Origin of the sequence: Rhizobium sp. 862_C5_N1_2 (genome assembly GCF_051811205.1) — a bacterium.
Taxonomy (GTDB): Bacteria; Pseudomonadota; Alphaproteobacteria; order Rhizobiales; family Rhizobiaceae; genus Rhizobium; species Rhizobium leguminosarum.
On sequence record NZ_JBPWPT010000001.1, the window covers coordinates 1986426 to 2002583 of the forward strand.

Below are 16158 nucleotides of genomic sequence, written 5' to 3' on the forward strand. Positions count from 1 at the left end.
CTTAGTCAGCAACGGAGCGTCTTCTCGCCGTCTGGTTGAGGTCAAAGCGCGCCTCCACAGTGCGGCAGACGTGGGTTGGCTCCCTCTTCGACCCAGCTTGGTGCCGAGCCACGCTCGACCTATATTCGCAAGTGAGGCCGGGAGTGCTGGCAAATGCTGCAGAGCAAGTTGACGCTGCTATCAAAGCTGCTAAAAAGCCAGCCATCGAGTGATTGGGTAGCAAATCGGTCGCAATAGCCGGTTCGCAGAAATCAACAGAATGCCGATTTCACCACCTTTTCAAGCAGATGGAAGAGTGTCCGAGTGGTTTAAGGAACCGGTCTTGAAAACCGGCGTGCGGGAAACCGTACCGTGGGTTCGAATCCCACCTCTTCCGCCAACCCGCATCGCGAGAACGCGAAGACCCTGCGAACGATCCCCAGCCATGCTCTCCGCGCCCGGAAGGCGGTCCCGTCCCTGCCGCAGGCAATGCGGAGCAGATGGTCGACAAGCGCGCTTTCGAGTTTTGCGGCGCCGATGTTCAGCTCACGCCGATAGTGCTTCCGCAGCGTTTTTCCGTCGATTGCAATGACGCGGCCGATTTCGAGTTGCGAAACACCCTCGGCCGTGAGCAACTCGACTAGACGGCGTTGCATGTCCGTAGGGTGATGCGGGGGTCTGCCAGCGTGTTTTTTGGGTGCTTCATCCATAGACGGGAAATATACGCATGTGAGTTGGCAGCTGCCATGAAGATGTGAATGACCGAAGGTTGCGCCCCGAGGTTGAAATCATGCGTCTGTTCCTCTTTGATGGCAGGAGCGATCATTGCTCTGTGGCCCGGAGACTCCGATGGATATGACCACCCCCAGCGGACACCTTTTGGGCCTGTCCTTCATAATGCTCTGGGTGTTGCTGGTAATCCTGATCTTTAGCGCCGTGCGTCATGGGTTGAATGCAGAGCCGAAGGACGATGATCGGTCCCGCGCGCAGGATCGTTCACGTGGACGCATAGTCCGGTCTCTCCTCGAAGGCGACAGGCGGAATAGGGCCGTGGCCCAGGCTGTCGAAGCTAAGGCCAAATCCTATTTCGCGCGCCGCCTCGGCAAAATCCATCTGGCAGCGCTCGCCTTCTTCATCGCGACAACCCTTTTTCTGGCGCTCTGGAATCGCTATGAGGCCAAGATACAACGGGCATCCCAATTCCAAGTTACGTCGCCGTTGCAGCACGATAGATGACGGATTTGGTGGCAATCGCTAATCCGGCGAAATACAGCCCACCTGATGTTTCGTCAGCGTCAAAAAAATTTCCGGATGAGATTGCACGCGAGGCCCCGAGGGCTTCCCTTTTCAACGTTCGCCCGCCCCCCGGGGCTCTGGCGCTGGGTTGCGACCGCCATGTTTAATTACGCGCATCAATTGACGGAAGAAACGACATTCTGTTCCTATTGGTGTTCCAGATGAACCAAGGAGAGAACGCAGACATGACCCCAATCAACAAAGAGGAAGCGGTTCGAAGGGATGATAAGTGGCTGCTTTCCACGGTCTTCAAGATCAAAGATCCTTATGATCTGAAACCATTCTTTCAGTGCTTCTGCAATGTACTTCCAGAACGACCACTAATCACGGAAATTCAGGAAGCGGAACATTTACTCAATACACGAGGCAAGAAAGTGCAGACTTATTACCTTAAAACCGCGACTGGTCCGTTTCGAGCAGTGAAGATGGCTGAGGGCATGGTGCTTGCACCATTCGATGACGTCGACATATCCACGACACAAGGTAGATCGGCTTTCCTGCGCACTGCCCGTGTATGCGTTCCACTCGAGTGGGAGCATAGCGTAGAGCATGCGGGGTATGCAGAGTACGCCGGTGCCGTGGGTACCCTGATGCTTCGAGAAATGTCGAAGCCCAAACCGATTTACTTTCATGCAAGGTTCACCTACCCAAGTATGGGGCTCAACGAGCCTGAAGGCTATTGCTTCCTGTTTCGACTTGAAGATCAGTCGGAGTTCTTTCTGATGATATCTGATAGCGGGGCTATCCTAACGGTGCCCGAACCGCCATTTGAAATCATTGCCAGCAAGTCAAAAGAGGACACAGAAAGAGCACTGGCGGATTTTCGCGCCAGAAATCCAGGTAAGATTTCTATCTGAATTTGTGAACGACGGGCTCAATCGAGCCGTACATCGCGGTTGGATTGGAACCGATACTCCGTCCTCGGGCGCATGTTCATTGCCATGCCCTTAGTTCTCGCTCGATCTCAGCAAGGGCGTCTATCTTCCATTGAACAAGGTACACATACTGTTGCGCCATTAGCTCATCGATCTCACTGTCGGTGAGCGGGCTGAAGTGGAGGCTTTCGCGCGACCTCTCCAGCGCAGCGTCAGCTTGGGCGTCCAGGGACGTCTTTGTCCGACGAAGAACTTCTTCGAGGGTCGTTGCTGCCGTCCTTGCGTCTGTTTGCCGGCCCGGGGCTCACCCTTTTGAGAAAGCTGCCAGAGAGCAACATTCGAACCGGGTTGAACGCCCGCTGGCACGTCGTCAAGCGCTATCCACATCGACCCAGCAAAGGTAGTCACACTTCCCCGTCGATATTCCAAGGCCCTCTGGTAGCAGCCGGCATAGCGGACGCCGCCGGCTTCGAGTTCGGCGACGCGGGCGGCGAGCGTCTTCATCTTCGCTTCTGTACTGGCGGCCGTGGCAGCGATGAGAGCGTGAACACTCCGCCTGCTCAATGACCGTTCAAGCCTCAGCGCGCGCCGCGATAAGGGCGAGCTGCCCGTCGTCGTCCTTGTCTGTCATTGCCCAATGCTCCGAATGATTTCCCCCACCTCGGCGCCTGACATGGTGCGGCGTTGATCAAGGGCGAGCGCTAGCTTTTCGATCGAGCGGCGATGCTCGATCACGAAACGCTCCGCGAGTGCAGAGAGCGCGAGGCGCATTTCATCGCGGCCATCGGCCCACGAACCTAAGAAAACCGAATGTTCCAACAGTTGTTGATCCGGTTTCGACATTTCAGTTTTGGGCGAGCCTTGATTTCGGCATTTTTTCGGCATTCGCCGTTTCAAAAACGGTACCATGCGCCGCAGAACGACGAATCACGAAGCCGATAAGCGCCGAGATTCGCTTTTAAATAACAAGATGTTACGCTGAGAAACGCAACGAAGCGCGAAACGGCAAAACCGTCGTGCGGGAAACCGTACCGTGGGTTCGAATCCCACCTCTTCCGCCATGCAACATTGAATTTGCTGCATAATTTCCGCTTTCTGCCCAAAAGTTGTACGCTTATCATAACGATAAGATGCCATCTAAGCGGAACCGGCGCGCAGTGGTCGGGCTTCCGTTTTGCTGTCGCCCCGATGATCGACTGGACGGATCGGCCTAGAAACAAGGTGACTTCGTGTTAAGTCGTACTTCTCGTCGTACCGTGGGTATTGGGCCTCCCTCACCTAGCCCTAAATCGGCACCCCCTAATCCTTGCAAAAATTTACAAGGCGAATAGATTCAGTCCATCAGATAGCTTTTGCTGGTGACCACGGATGTACTGGCACCGTGCTGATGCAATCAAAGAAGGGTCGGCGCGAGCACTCGCCCCGACCTTTTTCTTTGCTGGCGCCGACAGCAAAAAAAGCCCCGCCCGAGGGTGAGGCTGACAGCGCTAAGGGAGGGCTTCCGTTTTGCTGTCGCCCCGATGATCGACTGGACGGATCGGCACCGAAATAACGACCTCTGATGCCCGTGTCGTACTTCTCGTCGTCCTGCGCGGACGGCTAGAAATTAAAATACAGGCTCACACCTGACCTACGTTGGTAGGGGTAATAGTCGCGATAGCCGTAGTGGGGGTATTCATAATTTCTGGGATAGCCATAGTTCCGCGGACGGTAGCATGAGCCGTAATACCGACAGTCTCGGTAAGCGTATCGCCGGGGCTTCCAGTGGCCATTCGCATGCTTTTTGCCATGGCTGCGGTGTTTGACCTGCTCGATGTCGGCGGCGTGCATTGGCACTGCTTTCGGCACGACGATCGGTGTGGCGTTTAGCGGCAGGGCGAAAGATGCAGCCAGGACTACGGCTGCAAGTGCGGGAAAAAGTTTCTTCATCATCGGCGCATCCTTTCAGGCGTCTAGCCTGGGTTAATAAGCATTAACCTAGGATGAACGGATGGGCGCTGCCTTGATCTAGCCATCGCGGCGGCTTGTAACGCCGCGTCTAGCCACCTCTTTCACAAACCAAAGTGAAGCCTTTTCTTTCGATTACGAAAAGTATCCAGCATCTCCTCCACGAAAGCATCTTTGTCTACCGGCGTGCCGGGATGCAATCGATGCTCCTGTACCCACTGGTCCCATTCCAATGCTTTGATTGCGTCTCTAATCATCCTGTAGCGCTCCGCCAGGCGCTCCCTTGTTAGCCCGGCAGTTTGGATCTTCAGGAGCTCGACCTGTCTCCATGCAGGTCGAGCCGCCAACCAGACGCCGGCTATCGCCAGCACCGCCACAAACGCCACACCATTGTCATTGGTGGCGTGAGATCGAGTTCTCCGTGAACGGCGAGGCTGGGAAATAACGTCCGCATTGCGGCTGGAGCAACGCGAGAAGACCAAGACCGACCGGCGACCTTTGCGTCGATGATGAGATGATGTACAGGCTGCGGCAGGACGCGACTGCCATTAACTCAAGAATGGGGTCGGGCGGCAGATTGACGTCACGTCGCTGCCACGAGATCACGTGGCCGTCCTCTGAGCCGGAGTCGTAAAGACGTCCTGACATGACACGGCAACCTTGCGCCGCTTTAGGTTCTCGGCGTTCGCGCAGCTTGATCCTGCGCGAGAGGCATATCCCGGCTGATTTGATATCATTGGGGCTTCAACAGCAAGGGAAACAGCCGTGATAGCGGCGGCGCCAAGGTTCTTCGAATTTTCCAGATTTTGGTATACCCAGTGTCTTAAGCGGCCCAACAAGCGCGAGGCTCCCTTATGATCGTTCAAGCTTGCATCAACGGCGCACGGCCGAGGGATTTCCATCCGCTCATTCCGCTGACGATCGATGCCATGGTGCGCGATGCCGCCGCTTCGGTCGCGGCGGGTGCCGCGGAGCTCCACATTCATCCGCGCGGAGCCGACGGCAAGGAGAGCCTTGCCGCCGTAGACGACACGCTTGGCGCGATCCGCCGCGCCTGTCCGGGAACGCTGATCGGTGTGTCCACCGGCGCCTGGATCGAAGGCGATCGGGAGAAAACGCGGGCAGGCATCCGCTGCTGGCGCGTTCTGCCGGATTATGCGTCGGTGAACCTGTCGGAAGACGATGCGCCTGGTGTCATCCAGCTGCTCCGGCAGAAGGGCGTCGGGATTGAAGTCGGGCTGGCATCGGTCGCCGATGCGGAGCGCTACACCAGCCTCGAAGATCATGAGCGGGTCTTTCGACTGTTGATCGAGCTTGACGACGAACAGGATCTGCAGCGCGCATGCGATATCAGGGATGGCATCATCGAGGTGCTTGAGCGCAGCCGCGTCAATCGGCCGATCCTCCTGCACGGCTTCGACGGGACTGTCTGGCCCTTCGTCCGATCGGCGCGCGAACGCCGCTATTCCACCCGCATCGGCCTGGAAGATGGTAAGCACCTCCCGGATGGAACGATTGCGAGTGACAATGCTGCATTGGTCGCGGCGGCCGTTGCAATCTTCCGCGGCCAATCGAACTGATCCCACTGTCGAATTTTCGCCGTTGTCGGTCCCCTTGATCCCGGCCGATCGTTGCTCGCGAACTAGAACCATGACAACTGAATAGAAGCTTTCCGGTTTTCGGAATTCGGGGCGCCTGATAAATATTCACGAAAAATACGAGTATATGAGGACGCCAATAGAACCCCAGAAGATAAGCGGTGCCAGTATCATCCCGGCGACAATAATCTTAGTCACAGCAAAAACTCCGCAAACTCCGACCCGGCGCAAAATCTATGGCAGCGGCCGAAGCGTTAGTATGGGCACGAAGTCCGAGACAGGTCGGACCTTGGTCTGAGCTTGGCTGCGGCGGATGCCCATTTATCCCCACGCGCTGGGCGCTGCCGGTAAGGGATCGCCGGCGTTCTGGAGGCCTGCGCGTGAGTTGATTGAAGAAGGGTCGCGTAGGACTGAAGAGCAGCCTGGCCGGCCCCGTCGCATTGACTATCCCATGCCAACATGATTTCCCGTCCGGATCACGACAGCGCTGTGCGTCTTTTCAGACGCGCAAAAGACGCTGCAGCACTTTGAATTACTGCGGGGACATCATGGCCGACATCATTGTAAAGGACAGCAACGGGACTCAGCTTCAAGACGGCGATTCCGTGACGCTGATCAAGGACCTCAAGGTCAAGGGAACTTCGGAGACGCTGAAGCGCGGAACCCTGGTCAAGGGAATTCGCCTGACCGACAATCCTGGTGAGATCGAGTGCAACACCAAGCAGGTCAAAGGCCTCGTACTGAAAACCGAGTTTTTGAAGAAGGCATAGAGGGTCTCCTCGCCCACCATCAATCGTCCTTGAGTGCCTCCTGCGGCAGTTCCTCGGTGATCACCTCGAAGCGGGAAAGCGTTGCCGGGCCGAAGGCCGTCGACATGGCGACGTCGGTAGCGTCACGCCCGGTCGCCATCAGGATCCGGCCGATGCGTGGCGTGTTGTGGCGGGCATCGACCGTATGCCAGTGGCCTCCGAGAAACACCTCGAACCAGGCGCTGAAATCCATTGGATTGGGATCGATCGGAACGCCGATATCGCCGAGATAGCCCGTGCAATATCTGGCTGGGATATTCATGCATCGGCAAAGCGCGATGGCGAGATGGGCAAAGTCGCGGCAGACGCCCGCCTTATCGGTGAAGCCGCCATGCGCGGTCCGGAGAACGTCCGCCTTCAGGTAATCGAAGGTGATGTGGTCATGGACGAAATCGCAGATCGCCTGGACACGCGCCCAGCCGAGCGGCGTCGATGAGAATGTGGCCCAGGCAAAATCGGCAAGCCTGTCGGTGTCGCAATAGCGGCTGCCAAGCAGGAAGACCAGCACATCATCTGGCAGGTCATTGATCGCGTGCTGGACGGCATCGTCGGGAACGATGTCGGGCTGACCGCTGTCGTAGATCTCGAATTCCGTCGAGATTGTCGTCAGGCCCGGCGGGGCGACGATCCGGCTGCAGGCATTGCCGAACACATCAGTATAGCTCCAGGCCTCGATCGGCTGGTCGAATGTCAGGATCTGATCGCTGAGAAGATCGGCACGACGGGATGGGTGGATATTGAGGACGAGCAGCATTGGCGTTGGCTGCATGCATTCGTAGCCCAGATGAAACCCGGCGCGTATCTTCATGGTGGCTTCCTTGTCGCGTCTCTGCATTGGCAGAGGTGAGTAGGGAACGCTGATCGCGCTACCCGGTTCCCGCAAGACCGGGACTGTCACCGCCTGGCTAGCCAGATTGCCTTGTGGTGACGTTCACCTGCACCGTCATGCTGTCGAAATCCTTCCCATCCCCGTCATAACTGCCGCTCAACGGGACTGCCTGGCGCGGATCGCGGGCAACGGCGACACGAATGAGATCGCGGTTGCCGACGATGCCGTTGGTCGGATCGAACTCCGTCCAGCCGGCGCCGGGAAGATAGATCTGGCACCATGCATGCGTCGAACCGCCGCCGAGCACGGTGGAGCCGTCCCGGTCGGGAACATAGACATAACCCGTGACGAACCGCGCCGCGAGGCCGAGGACGCGTGCCGCCTCCATCATCAGCAGCGCAAAATCCCGGCAGGTGCCGGAACGAAGCTGCAAGGTCTGCACCGGCGTCTGAGTCCCATGTTCCTGGCGCCGCGCATAGACGAAGCTTTCCCGAATGGCATAACAGAGCGTCATCAGTAGGTGCCCGGTCTCCGTCGGACGTCCAACGCGCACGAACTGGCGCGCCCAGCGTCCGACCTCGTCGTTCGGATCGGGATAATGGCGCTGCATCGCCGGCGTCAGATCGGCAATCTCATCCTTGTCGTAGGAGAATGGATAGGTCAGGGCCTCGTCGTCGACCTTGAGATCCAGGGCGACCTGCGGCGTATGATCGAGCGTGATCCAGGTTTCGAAACGAAGCTCGGACGCCGGCCTCGAAATATTGATGAGCGCCACGCAATTGCCGAAAACATCGTGGATCCAGCGCACATGACTTTCCTCAGGATAGATCGTCAATGACGCTTCGATCAGCCGCTGGTCGAAACTGTCGCGCGGTCGGAACATCAAGCGGTGCTCGCCGAATTCGACCTCCCTGACGTAGCGATAGGACGTGATGTGGCGGACGGAGAAAATCGTCATGAGCCGCCGTCCGGTAATCTGTTCACTTTGCTGCTCCAAGACGGCGATGCCGCCCCTCCTCTGCGGAAGCGCCCAGCCCGCTTTCCCGCTCATCCCGATTTCTTGTCATATAAGCACATTCGAAAGATTGCTATTGTATCTTCAACCGATCGACGGCAGGGCCGTCCAACCTAAGAGGATAACATGCATATCATCTGGGACGTTCTGACGCTTCTGCTGACAATCGGCTCGCTCTATGGCGGTCGCGAATACCGGATTATTCGCGCCCGTGCCCGCGCTCAAAACTGGGGCAACTTCTGACCTGATCCCAATATCATTGATTCGATCCGGATATCTCTGATTCAATTTTGAATCATGGTGCGCATCGGATCCGTTGCCGGTCGCGGTTACGTCGAATGACGTAAAGCCACACGTTTAAGAAAGTGCTTTATTAGCTGAGACGGAGTCTATCCGTCCATTCTCCCTGTTATTCTAAGCCCGCCTCACCCCAGGCGGGCTTTTTTATTCTGTCGCCTGCGTCACTTCTTTGAGCCGGCGGAAAGCACCCGATGGGTCGCGTTGTCCATGGCGTGGCTCGCTTCCTGTCCATCCTTCTTCAGCCCGTATGCGGTATTGCCGCAACCGGAAAGTGTCAGCAGGCAGATGCAGGCGATGGCGATTGCAGCTTTTGGCATCAAGTGTTTTCCCCCGGATTGAATGGCGGTTCAGAGCATGATGCCGAGAAGTGTGAGCGGTTTTCGGACGACATCATGCTCTAACTCTTAATTTAGAACAGGATTCAGATTTTAGGCCGACTGGGCCTAAAATCATCCTATTCTAGAGAAAATGATGCACTCCTCGCCAAAATCAATCCGCAGGAGATAAGCGCGAACTGGCGGTATGGAACTCCATGACGCGGATCGGCGTTAACGGGAGCTATCCAACCGGGGTTAACGACATGGATTATCAGATTGCCTTCGCTGCGACGGTCGCAACAGCATCCTTCCTCTTCTTCATGTTGATCGTCCACCGGACCTGATTGCAAGCCGGCGGCGGATTGGGCTTGAGGCGCTCGATCACTTGACCATCGCCGACCCACTTTGCGATCCGGAGAGATGGCAGCACCAAGTGCTATTGCGTCTGCAGTCGGCGTTGATCAGGCGGCGTAGACCGGAATGTCTGGCGAGCATAGATCGCCGAAGATCCGTCAGCAAACAGGGGAAGCGTGAAGAAGAAGTGTTTCGACATCCGAAAGTATTACGACAATCAAAAATGTGTTAAAGTTTAATCAATTGTGAGGCTTAACTATCTGTTAACAATATAGTTGCGCTCCTTCCGCTTCCGCTTATGCTTTACGCAAAAGGGGAGAGGAAAGATGTTTAGCAAAAGCCTGATCATGCCTTTCGGATTCGCAATGCTCGCCATTGCCGGCCTGCTCTTCCAGATTGCCGCCCACGCGCTGAACTCTCCGGTCACCTTGCTGCAGCCGTGAGTCACATAAGTTGCTGAACCTGCAAGCAATCTCAGTAACTGGGAGTGGAACTTCCTTTCGTTTCGTGCATTCTGTGACTCGTTTTGCCAGGAGGGAGATAACCATGGAAGACGCAGGCGTGGGTTGGATTGCAGCCATCATTATCGGCGGTGTCGCCGGATGGCTGGCGGAAAAGGCCATGCGCAGCAGCATGAGCCTGCTCATGAACATATTGCTCGGCATCATCGGCGCGATTGTCGCCAACTGGATCCTCGGTTTGTTGCACATCCAGCCGCTCGCCGGTTGGCTGGGTTATCTGATCACCGGTTTCGTCGGTGCCTGCATCTTGATCGCGATCGGGCGCGTCATCCGCCGCTGACGGTAGCTTTTGCCGTCAGCGGAAGTATTGAAAGCCGGGCGTTCATGACGTCCGGCTTTTCTTCACCTATATTCCCGTTCAACGGCGGCTGAGCAGGCCGAACACGTAGGCAATGCCTGCCGTCACAGCGAGTGCCATGAGCGGTTCTTCGCGCACCTTGTCGCGCAGTTGCTCCGTCATCAGCGAAGCCTCGTCGGTAACCGCCGACTTCGCCCCCTGCCCCAGCGCCACCACGCTTTCCGTCAGCCGGGAAAGATCGTTGCGAAGGGCTGCGACCTGCGCCGACAGATCGTCTGCTGCTATGTCAGCCTTGACGCGCGCAGCGGTGGATTCGGCGGAAGCGGTTTTCAATTCTGCCATGGTCTGCTCCTGTTTCATGGGATGCCGCTTCAACGAAATGGCGGCCAAAAAGGTTCCGTTGGAGCCGATCTTTTGTTCGCCGCAAAGCTGCTGCCGCGCTGCCGTCGGTCCGCGCAGCTTTTCGCGTGACAAACCCTTCATTTCCTGTCGGGTTTGTTTTAAGGAACGTCGAATGTCTGCCCGCGCGCGGGTCAATGATACTGCGAGGTTTGCGTTTCTATGTTCCATATCCTGAGAAGGGCCGCTCAGACCTGGGTCGCCAAGCTGCTGATGCTTCTGCTGGTCGCGTCCTTCGGCATCTGGGGCGTCTCCCGGTCGCTGATAACGGGCAGCAATAGCACCACGGTCGTGACCGTCGGCGATCAGCATGTGGACGTCAACGAATTCCACCTCGCCTATCAGCGCCAGGTGGCAAGCGTCAGCCAGCAGTTCGGCACGCGCCTCACCCCCGAGCAGGCCCGCGCCTTCGGCATCGAGCAGCAGGTGCTCGCCCAGCTCGTCGCCGGCGCCTCTCTCGACCAGCTCGCCGAAGACATGAACCTCGGCCTGTCGCAGGATCGCCTCGCCCAGTTGATCGCCGACGATCCGGCGTTCAAGGCGGTCAACGGCCAGTTCGACCGCGAGCTCTTCGTCTCGCGTCTTCGCAATGCCGGCATCCGCCAGGACGATTACATCAAGGAGCGCAGCAAGGTCGCTGTCCGCAGCCAGGTGGTCGATGCCATCTCCAACGGGTTCACGGCCCCGAAGACGCTGGTCGATGCCCTTAAACTCTATGGCGATGAAAGCCGCAGTATCGACTACCTGCTGCTGACCAACGCCAATATCGAACCGATCAAGGCGCCTGCCGACGACGTGCTGGCGACATGGTTCGATGGCGTCAAGCAGCGCTACCGGGCGCCGGAATACCGCAAGCTCGTTTATCTCAAGCTGCAGCCCGCCGATATCGCCGATGCGGCGACCGTCACCGACGACCAGATCCACGAAGCGTTTGACAAGAGCAAGGATACCTATCGAACGCCGGAAAGCCGCACCATCGAACAGCTGACCTTCACCAGCAAGGATCTCGCCGTCGCCGCCGAAACGGCGCTGAAGAGCGGCACCGGCTTCGACCAGCTGGTTTCCGACCAGGGCAAGACGGCAAGCGACGTGCTGCTCGGCGAGTTCACCAAGGACAAGGTTCCCGACCAGGCCGTTGCCGATGCGGCTTTTGCGGTTTCGCGTGATGGCGGCACGACGCCTGTCGTCGATGGCTCCTTCGGCCCCGTCATCCTGCGCGTCACCAACATCAAGCCTGAAACGACGAAGAATTTCGACGAGGTGAAGGAGGATATCCGCAAGCAGCTGGCACTCTCCAATGCCTCTCAGGAAGTGATCAACGTTCACGATCGCATCGAGGACCTGCGCGCGGGCGGTTCCACGCTCGAGGATATTGCCGGCCAGCTGAAGCTCACCGCCGTGGCCGTCGACGCCGTCGATATGACCGGCGCCGACAAGGACGGCAAGGAGGTCAAGGATCTCCCCGCCAAACAGCAGCTGCTCGGCGAAGCCTTCAAGACCGAGGTCGGCGTCGATGCGCCGCCGCTGCCGATCGGCAATGACGGCTATGTCTGGTTCAACGTCCGCGAAATCACGCCGGACCGCGAGCGCCCGGTGGCCGAGGTGCACGAAAAGGCCGTCGAAGACTGGACGGCGGAGCAGCAGAAGGCCGAGCTCGCCAAGAAGGCCGGTGAATTGAAGGCCGAAGCGGCCAAGGGCACGGCACTTGCCGATATCGCGACGCCGCTCGGCATCGCCGTCGAGAGCAAGAGCGGCGTCACCCGCTCCACCGATGATGCGGTCCTCGGCCGGGCCGGCATCACCGCCGCCTTCTCCGGCCCCGTCGACACGGTCGCAAGTGCCGTCGGCGCCGATCCCTCGACGCAGATCCTGCTGAAGGTCACCGAGGTCAACACGCAGCCGACCGGCGATGTGCTGAACAACCGCGATGCCCAGATCACCGCCATGGCCAATGCCGCCGGCGATGATATTCTCGATCAGATGGTCAACCTGCTGCAGACGCAATACGGCGCGCAGATCAACCAGACCCTCGCCGAACAGGCGACGGTCCGCTAGGAGGCTCTATGACCGATCTGAAGCCGTTCCTGGCCAAGGCCGCAAGCCGCGAGCCGCTGACGCGTGAGGAGGCCCGAGCCGCCTTCGACATCCTGATGTCGGGCCAGGCGACGCCCTCGCAGATCGGCGGCTTCCTGATGGCGCTGCGCGTGCGCGGCGAGACCGTCGATGAGATCGTCGGCGCTGTCACCGCGATGCGCTCGAAAATGCTGACCGTCGAGGCCCCGGCCGATGCGATCGACATCGTCGGCACCGGCGGCGATGCCAGCGGCACCTACAATATCTCGACGTTGGCGGCGCTGATCGTCGCCGGCGCCGGTGTTCCCGTCGCCAAACACGGCAACCGGGCGCTGAGTTCGAAATCGGGCGCGGCCGACAATCTGGCGGCACTCGGCGTCAAGCTCGACGTCGGTCCCGAGATCATTTCCCGCTGCATCGCGGAAGCCGGCGTCGGCTTCATGTTCGCCCAGCTGCATCATTCCGCCATGCGTCATGTCGGCCCCTCCCGGGTCGAGCTTGGCACGCGCACGATCTTCAACCTGCTTGGGCCGCTTTCCAGCCCGGCCGGCGTCCGTCGCCAGCTGCTCGGCGTCTTCTCGCCGCAATGGCTGGTGCCGCTTGCCGAAGTCATGCGCGATCTCGGCTCCGAATGCGTCTGGGTGGTCCATGGCGATGGCCTCGACGAGATCACCACGACCGGCATTACACACGTCGCGGCACTCGAAGACGGCAAGATCCGCACCTTCGATCTCTCGCCCGCCGATTTCGGCGTCAGCCCTTGCTTGCTCGCCGACATCAAGGGTGGTGACGGTGTCGCCAATGCCGCAGCCCTTCGCGAGGTGCTCGGCGGCGCCAAGAATGCCTATCGCGATATCTCGCTCGCCAATGCGGCTGCCTCGCTCGTGATCGCAGGCAAGGTCGCAACGATCCGCGACGGCATGACGCTGGCCACGCAATCGCTGGATAGCGGCTCTACCGCACTCGCTCTCGACAAACTCATCGCCGTTTCCAACGATATCGACTAGGATTGCCCGATGACCGATATCCTGAAGAAGATCGAACTCTACAAGCGCGAGGAGATCGCCGCCGCCAAGGCGACGGTGTCGCTTGCCGACTTGAAGGCGATGCAGGCTGATCAGTCCGCCCCGCGCGGCTTCCACAAGGCGCTCGTTGCCAAGCGTGATGCCGGCCGCTTCGGCCTGATCGCCGAAATCAAGAAGGCGAGCCCGTCGAAGGGTCTCATTCGCCCGGATTTCGATCCGCCGTCGCTGGCGAGCGCCTATGAGGCCGGCGGTGCCGCCTGCCTTTCGGTGCTGACCGACAGGCCGAGTTTCCAGGGCGCGCCGGAATTTCTGACGGCCGCTCGCGCTGCCTGCACGCTGCCGGCGCTGCGCAAGGATTTCATGTTCGAGACCTATCAGGTGCAGGAAGCCCGCGCCTGGGGTGCCGATTGCATCCTGCTGATCATGGCTTCGCTTTCTGACGACGAGGCCGAACGCCTGCAGGACGAAGCCTTTGGCCTCGGTATGGACGTGCTGGTCGAGGTCCACGACGCCGAGGAGATGGAGCGGGCCCTGAAGCTTTCCTCGCTGCTCATTGGCATCAACAACCGCAATCTGCGGACCTTCGAAGTCAGCCTGAGCGTCAGCGAGACGCTTGCCCCCATGGTGCTGGACGACCGGCTGCTGGTCGGCGAAAGCGGCATCTTTACCCATGCGGATTGCAAGCGCCTGCAGGCCGTCGACATCAATACCTTCCTCGTCGGCGAGAGCCTGATGCGCAAGGACGACGTAGCCGCCGCCACCCGCGCGCTGCTCTTTGGCGAAGCCGCCATCGCGGCCGAATGATGAGCGGCCAAAAGCCAGGGCTCACTCATATCGATGCCTCCGGTGAGGCGCATATGGTCGATGTCTCCGATAAGGCCGAGACGGTGCGCATCGCCACTGCCGAGGGCCATGTGAAGATGGCGCCGGAAACGCTCGCTCTCATCGTCCAAGGCAATGCCAAGAAGGGCGATGTGATCGGGACGGCGCGCCTTGCCGGCATCATGGCGGCAAAACGCACCGCCGATCTCATCCCGCTCTGCCATCCGCTGATGCTGACGAAGGTCACGGTCGAGATCGAGGAAGATACCGCCCTACCCGGCCTGCGCGTTACGGCAACCGCCAAGCTGACCGGCAAGACCGGTGTGGAGATGGAGGCGCTGACCGCCGTCTCTGTCGCTTGTCTGACGATCTACGACATGGCCAAGGCGGCCGATAAGGCAATGGAGATCGGCGGCATCAGACTTCTAGAAAAGTCCGGCGGAAAATCCGGCGATTTCCGTCATCCGGAGGCAAGATGAACCTTCTTCCGGTCGCCGAGGCTCTGAACCGCTTGCTCTCTCGCGCAAAGCCCGTTGCGGCGTCCGAGACGCTGCCGCTTGCCGAGGCTGAGGGCCGCGTCCTGGCCGTCGAGCTGACGGCCCGCCTGACCCAACCGCCCTTCAACGCCTCTGCCATGGATGGCTATGCGCTACGCCGCGAAGACGCGCCGGAGCCAGGCGCCGTGCTGACGGTCATCGGCATGTCTTCCGCCGGCCACGGCTTCGAGGGAAGCGTCAGCCAGGGAGAGGCCGTCCGTATCTTCACCGGCGCGCCTGTTCCGCCAGGCGCTGATAGCGTCCTGCTGCAGGAGGATGCGGAGAAGATCGAGGGCGGCATCAGAACCAATTTCCCTGTGCGGCATGGCCAGCACGTGCGTCCCCGCGGCCAGGATTTCGCCGAAGGCGAAGCCGTATTGTCGGCCGGCACCGTGCTCGATTTCTCGCGGCTGACGGTCGCTGCGGGCATGAACCGGCCTGATGTCGAGGTGCTGCGGCGCCCGCTGATCGCCATCCTCGCAACCGGCGACGAACTGCTGCCGCCCGGAAGCACGCCCGGCCCTTCGCAGATCATCGCATCCAATACGTTTGGTATTGCAGCCCTTGCCCGCAAAGCCGGCGCCGATGTACTCGATCTCGGTATCGTGCCTGATGACAAGGCCAAGATCACCGCGGCGATCGGCACGGCGCGGGACGCCAAGGTCGATGTGATCGTCACGCTCGGCGGCGCTTCGGTCGGCGACCATGATCTGGTGCAGGCCACGCTGATCGAGGCCGGCATGCAGCTCGATTTCTGGCGCATCGCCATGCGCCCCGGCAAACCGCTGATGGTCGGCAGCTTCGGTGAGACGCATGTGCTCGGCCTGCCCGGCAATCCGGTCTCTAGCCTCGTCTGTTCGCTGCTCTTCCTTGAGCCGCTGATCCGCAAGCTCGCCTCCCTGCCGCCAGTGCGGCGCGAGGCAACGGTGGAGGCGGCCGTCACACTGCGCGCCAATGACCACCGGCAGGACTATATCAGGGCGAAACTTTCGAAATCCGCTGCCGGCGCCTGGCTCGCCGAGCCTTTCGGCAAGCAGGATTCCTCGATGATGAAGGTCTTCGCCGCAGCCGATTGCCTCGTCATCCGCCCACCGCATGCGCCGGAACTGCCGGCCGGAGCGCCCTGCCCGGTCATGCTGTTGCGGCCGGATCTCTTGGCATAATC

The 16158-nt window shown here is 59.5% G+C and carries 19 protein-coding genes and 1 tRNA gene; 12 read left to right on the top strand and 8 right to left on the bottom strand.

The window, feature by feature from the left end; translation table 11 throughout:
* The first annotated feature begins 289 nt into the window (after positions 1-289).
* The 4 genes from ACD590_RS10060 (at position 290) to ACD590_RS10075 (ending at position 2132) form a co-directional block, all read left to right on the top strand.
* A tRNA-Ser gene (locus ACD590_RS10060) sits at positions 290-379 on the top strand.
* A 100-nt stretch (positions 380-479) separates the two neighbouring features.
* Positions 480-623, top strand: coding sequence for a hypothetical protein (locus ACD590_RS10065; RefSeq protein ID WP_162769136.1), 144 nt, complete (start codon positions 480-482; stop codon positions 621-623).
* 205 nt (positions 624-828) lie between these two features.
* Positions 829-1215 (top strand): hypothetical protein, encoded by a 387-nt coding sequence (locus ACD590_RS10070; protein WP_113543489.1) that lies wholly within the window; start codon positions 829-831, stop codon positions 1213-1215.
* A 245-nt stretch (positions 1216-1460) separates the two neighbouring features.
* The gene (locus ACD590_RS10075; protein WP_439002509.1) at positions 1461-2132 is read left to right on the top strand and encodes a hypothetical protein; all 672 of its coding nucleotides are present in this window, start codon (positions 1461-1463) and stop codon (positions 2130-2132) included.
* A gap of 159 nt (positions 2133-2291) precedes the next feature.
* On the opposite strand, the gene ACD590_RS10080 is transcribed toward ACD590_RS10075, so the two are convergent.
* From ACD590_RS10080 to ACD590_RS10095, 4 genes are all read right to left on the bottom strand, one after another.
* Complete coding sequence (locus ACD590_RS10080; protein ID WP_205936027.1) at positions 2292-2654, bottom strand: hypothetical protein; 363 nt, start codon at positions 2652-2654, stop codon at positions 2292-2294.
* A 123-nt stretch (positions 2655-2777) separates the two neighbouring features.
* Positions 2778-3035 carry a hypothetical protein gene (locus tag ACD590_RS10085; protein WP_130759114.1) on the bottom strand — a complete coding sequence of 86 codons (258 nt, stop codon included), beginning with the start codon at positions 3033-3035 and terminating at the stop codon, positions 2778-2780.
* A 714-nt stretch (positions 3036-3749) separates the two neighbouring features.
* Positions 3750-4082, bottom strand: coding sequence for a hypothetical protein (locus ACD590_RS10090; protein ID WP_197728260.1), 333 nt, complete (start codon positions 4080-4082; stop codon positions 3750-3752).
* A gap of 119 nt (positions 4083-4201) precedes the next feature.
* Positions 4202-4483, bottom strand: a complete 282-nt coding sequence (locus tag ACD590_RS10095; RefSeq protein WP_130652421.1) for a hypothetical protein — start codon at positions 4481-4483, stop codon at positions 4202-4204.
* 468 nt (positions 4484-4951) lie between these two features.
* Here ACD590_RS10095 and ACD590_RS10100 point away from each other — a divergent pair, with 468 nt between their 5' ends.
* Together ACD590_RS10100 and ACD590_RS10105 are read left to right on the top strand one after the other, a co-directional pair.
* A complete protein-coding gene (locus ACD590_RS10100) occupies positions 4952-5677 on the top strand; it encodes a 3-keto-5-aminohexanoate cleavage protein (RefSeq protein WP_130652422.1) in 726 nt (241 codons plus the stop codon).
* A gap of 566 nt (positions 5678-6243) precedes the next feature.
* Positions 6244-6465, top strand: coding sequence for an alkylphosphonate utilization protein (locus tag ACD590_RS10105; RefSeq protein ID WP_018242078.1), 222 nt, complete (start codon positions 6244-6246; stop codon positions 6463-6465).
* A gap of 19 nt (positions 6466-6484) precedes the next feature.
* On the opposite strand, the gene ACD590_RS10110 is transcribed toward ACD590_RS10105, so the two are convergent.
* The 3 genes from ACD590_RS10110 to ACD590_RS10120 all read right to left on the bottom strand — a co-directional run bounded on the left by ACD590_RS10110 (position 6485) and on the right by ACD590_RS10120 (position 8965).
* Positions 6485-7312 carry a transglutaminase-like domain-containing protein gene (locus tag ACD590_RS10110; protein WP_018242079.1) on the bottom strand — a complete coding sequence of 276 codons (828 nt, stop codon included), beginning with the start codon at positions 7310-7312 and terminating at the stop codon, positions 6485-6487.
* A gap of 97 nt (positions 7313-7409) precedes the next feature.
* The gene (locus ACD590_RS10115; RefSeq protein ID WP_028733729.1) at positions 7410-8291 is read right to left on the bottom strand and encodes a transglutaminase family protein; all 882 of its coding nucleotides are present in this window, start codon (positions 8289-8291) and stop codon (positions 7410-7412) included.
* Positions 8292-8809: 518 nt separating this feature from the next.
* Positions 8810-8965: a hypothetical protein gene (locus ACD590_RS10120; RefSeq protein ID WP_047622869.1), complete on the bottom strand. Its 156-nt coding sequence runs from the start codon at positions 8963-8965 to the stop codon at positions 8810-8812.
* Positions 8966-9865: 900 nt separating this feature from the next.
* Between ACD590_RS10120 and ACD590_RS10125 the strand changes: the two genes are divergently transcribed.
* Positions 9866-10120 (top strand): GlsB/YeaQ/YmgE family stress response membrane protein, encoded by a 255-nt coding sequence (locus ACD590_RS10125; protein ID WP_018242084.1) that lies wholly within the window; start codon positions 9866-9868, stop codon positions 10118-10120.
* 78 nt (positions 10121-10198) lie between these two features.
* Here the strand turns inward: ACD590_RS10125 and ACD590_RS10130 are convergent, their stop codons facing one another.
* On the bottom strand, positions 10199-10480 hold the full coding sequence (locus tag ACD590_RS10130) for a hypothetical protein (protein ID WP_026188395.1): 282 nt from the start codon (positions 10478-10480) through the stop codon (positions 10199-10201).
* Positions 10481-10699: 219 nt separating this feature from the next.
* Here ACD590_RS10130 and ACD590_RS10135 point away from each other — a divergent pair, with 219 nt between their 5' ends.
* From ACD590_RS10135 to ACD590_RS10155, 5 genes are read left to right on the top strand one after another with little or no spacing between them, the layout of a single operon-like run.
* Positions 10700-12592, top strand: coding sequence for a peptidylprolyl isomerase (locus ACD590_RS10135; RefSeq protein WP_130652424.1), 1893 nt, complete (start codon positions 10700-10702; stop codon positions 12590-12592).
* An 8-nt stretch (positions 12593-12600) separates the two neighbouring features.
* Positions 12601-13617, top strand: a complete 1017-nt coding sequence (gene trpD / locus ACD590_RS10140; protein ID WP_130652425.1) for an anthranilate phosphoribosyltransferase — start codon at positions 12601-12603, stop codon at positions 13615-13617.
* Positions 13618-13626: 9 nt separating this feature from the next.
* Complete coding sequence (gene trpC / locus ACD590_RS10145) at positions 13627-14439, top strand: indole-3-glycerol phosphate synthase TrpC (protein ID WP_130652426.1); 813 nt, start codon at positions 13627-13629, stop codon at positions 14437-14439.
* A complete protein-coding gene (moaC, locus tag ACD590_RS10150) occupies positions 14439-14936 on the top strand; it encodes a cyclic pyranopterin monophosphate synthase MoaC (RefSeq protein WP_130652427.1) in 498 nt (165 codons plus the stop codon). Before trpC ends, moaC begins: the two co-directional genes overlap by 1 nt.
* Complete coding sequence (locus tag ACD590_RS10155; RefSeq protein WP_130652428.1) at positions 14933-16156, top strand: molybdopterin molybdotransferase MoeA; 1224 nt, start codon at positions 14933-14935, stop codon at positions 16154-16156. The genes moaC and ACD590_RS10155 overlap by 4 nt, the downstream gene beginning before the upstream one ends.
* Positions 16157-16158: the final 2 nt, after the last annotated feature.

Bases quoted from the DNA above. Each gene is read 5' to 3' on its own strand.
- ACD590_RS10065 (WP_162769136.1), top strand. From the start codon at position 480: ATGGTCGACAAGCGCGCTTTCGAGTTTTGCGGCGCCGATGTTCAGCTC.
- ACD590_RS10070 (WP_113543489.1), top strand. From the start codon at position 829: ATGGATATGACCACCCCCAGCGGACACCTTTTGGGCCTGTCCTTCATA.
- ACD590_RS10075 (WP_439002509.1), top strand. From the start codon at position 1,461: ATGACCCCAATCAACAAAGAGGAAGCGGTTCGAAGGGATGATAAGTGG.
- ACD590_RS10080 (WP_205936027.1), bottom strand. From the start codon at position 2,654: ATGAAGACGCTCGCCGCCCGCGTCGCCGAACTCGAAGCCGGCGGCGTC.
- ACD590_RS10085 (WP_130759114.1), bottom strand. From the start codon at position 3,035: ATGCCGAAAAAATGCCGAAATCAAGGCTCGCCCAAAACTGAAATGTCG.
- ACD590_RS10090 (WP_197728260.1), bottom strand. From the start codon at position 4,082: ATGATGAAGAAACTTTTTCCCGCACTTGCAGCCGTAGTCCTGGCTGCA.
- ACD590_RS10100 (WP_130652422.1), top strand. From the start codon at position 4,952: ATGATCGTTCAAGCTTGCATCAACGGCGCACGGCCGAGGGATTTCCAT.
- ACD590_RS10105 (WP_018242078.1), top strand. From the start codon at position 6,244: ATGGCCGACATCATTGTAAAGGACAGCAACGGGACTCAGCTTCAAGAC.
- ACD590_RS10110 (WP_018242079.1), bottom strand. From the start codon at position 7,312: ATGAAGATACGCGCCGGGTTTCATCTGGGCTACGAATGCATGCAGCCA.
- ACD590_RS10115 (WP_028733729.1), bottom strand. From the start codon at position 8,291: ATGACGATTTTCTCCGTCCGCCACATCACGTCCTATCGCTACGTCAGG.
- ACD590_RS10120 (WP_047622869.1), bottom strand. From the start codon at position 8,965: ATGCCAAAAGCTGCAATCGCCATCGCCTGCATCTGCCTGCTGACACTT.
- ACD590_RS10125 (WP_018242084.1), top strand. From the start codon at position 9,866: ATGGAAGACGCAGGCGTGGGTTGGATTGCAGCCATCATTATCGGCGGT.
- ACD590_RS10130 (WP_026188395.1), bottom strand. From the start codon at position 10,480: ATGGCAGAATTGAAAACCGCTTCCGCCGAATCCACCGCTGCGCGCGTC.
- ACD590_RS10135 (WP_130652424.1), top strand. From the start codon at position 10,700: ATGTTCCATATCCTGAGAAGGGCCGCTCAGACCTGGGTCGCCAAGCTG.
- trpD (WP_130652425.1), top strand. From the start codon at position 12,601: ATGACCGATCTGAAGCCGTTCCTGGCCAAGGCCGCAAGCCGCGAGCCG.
- trpC (WP_130652426.1), top strand. From the start codon at position 13,627: ATGACCGATATCCTGAAGAAGATCGAACTCTACAAGCGCGAGGAGATC.
- moaC (WP_130652427.1), top strand. From the start codon at position 14,439: ATGAGCGGCCAAAAGCCAGGGCTCACTCATATCGATGCCTCCGGTGAG.
- ACD590_RS10155 (WP_130652428.1), top strand. From the start codon at position 14,933: ATGAACCTTCTTCCGGTCGCCGAGGCTCTGAACCGCTTGCTCTCTCGC.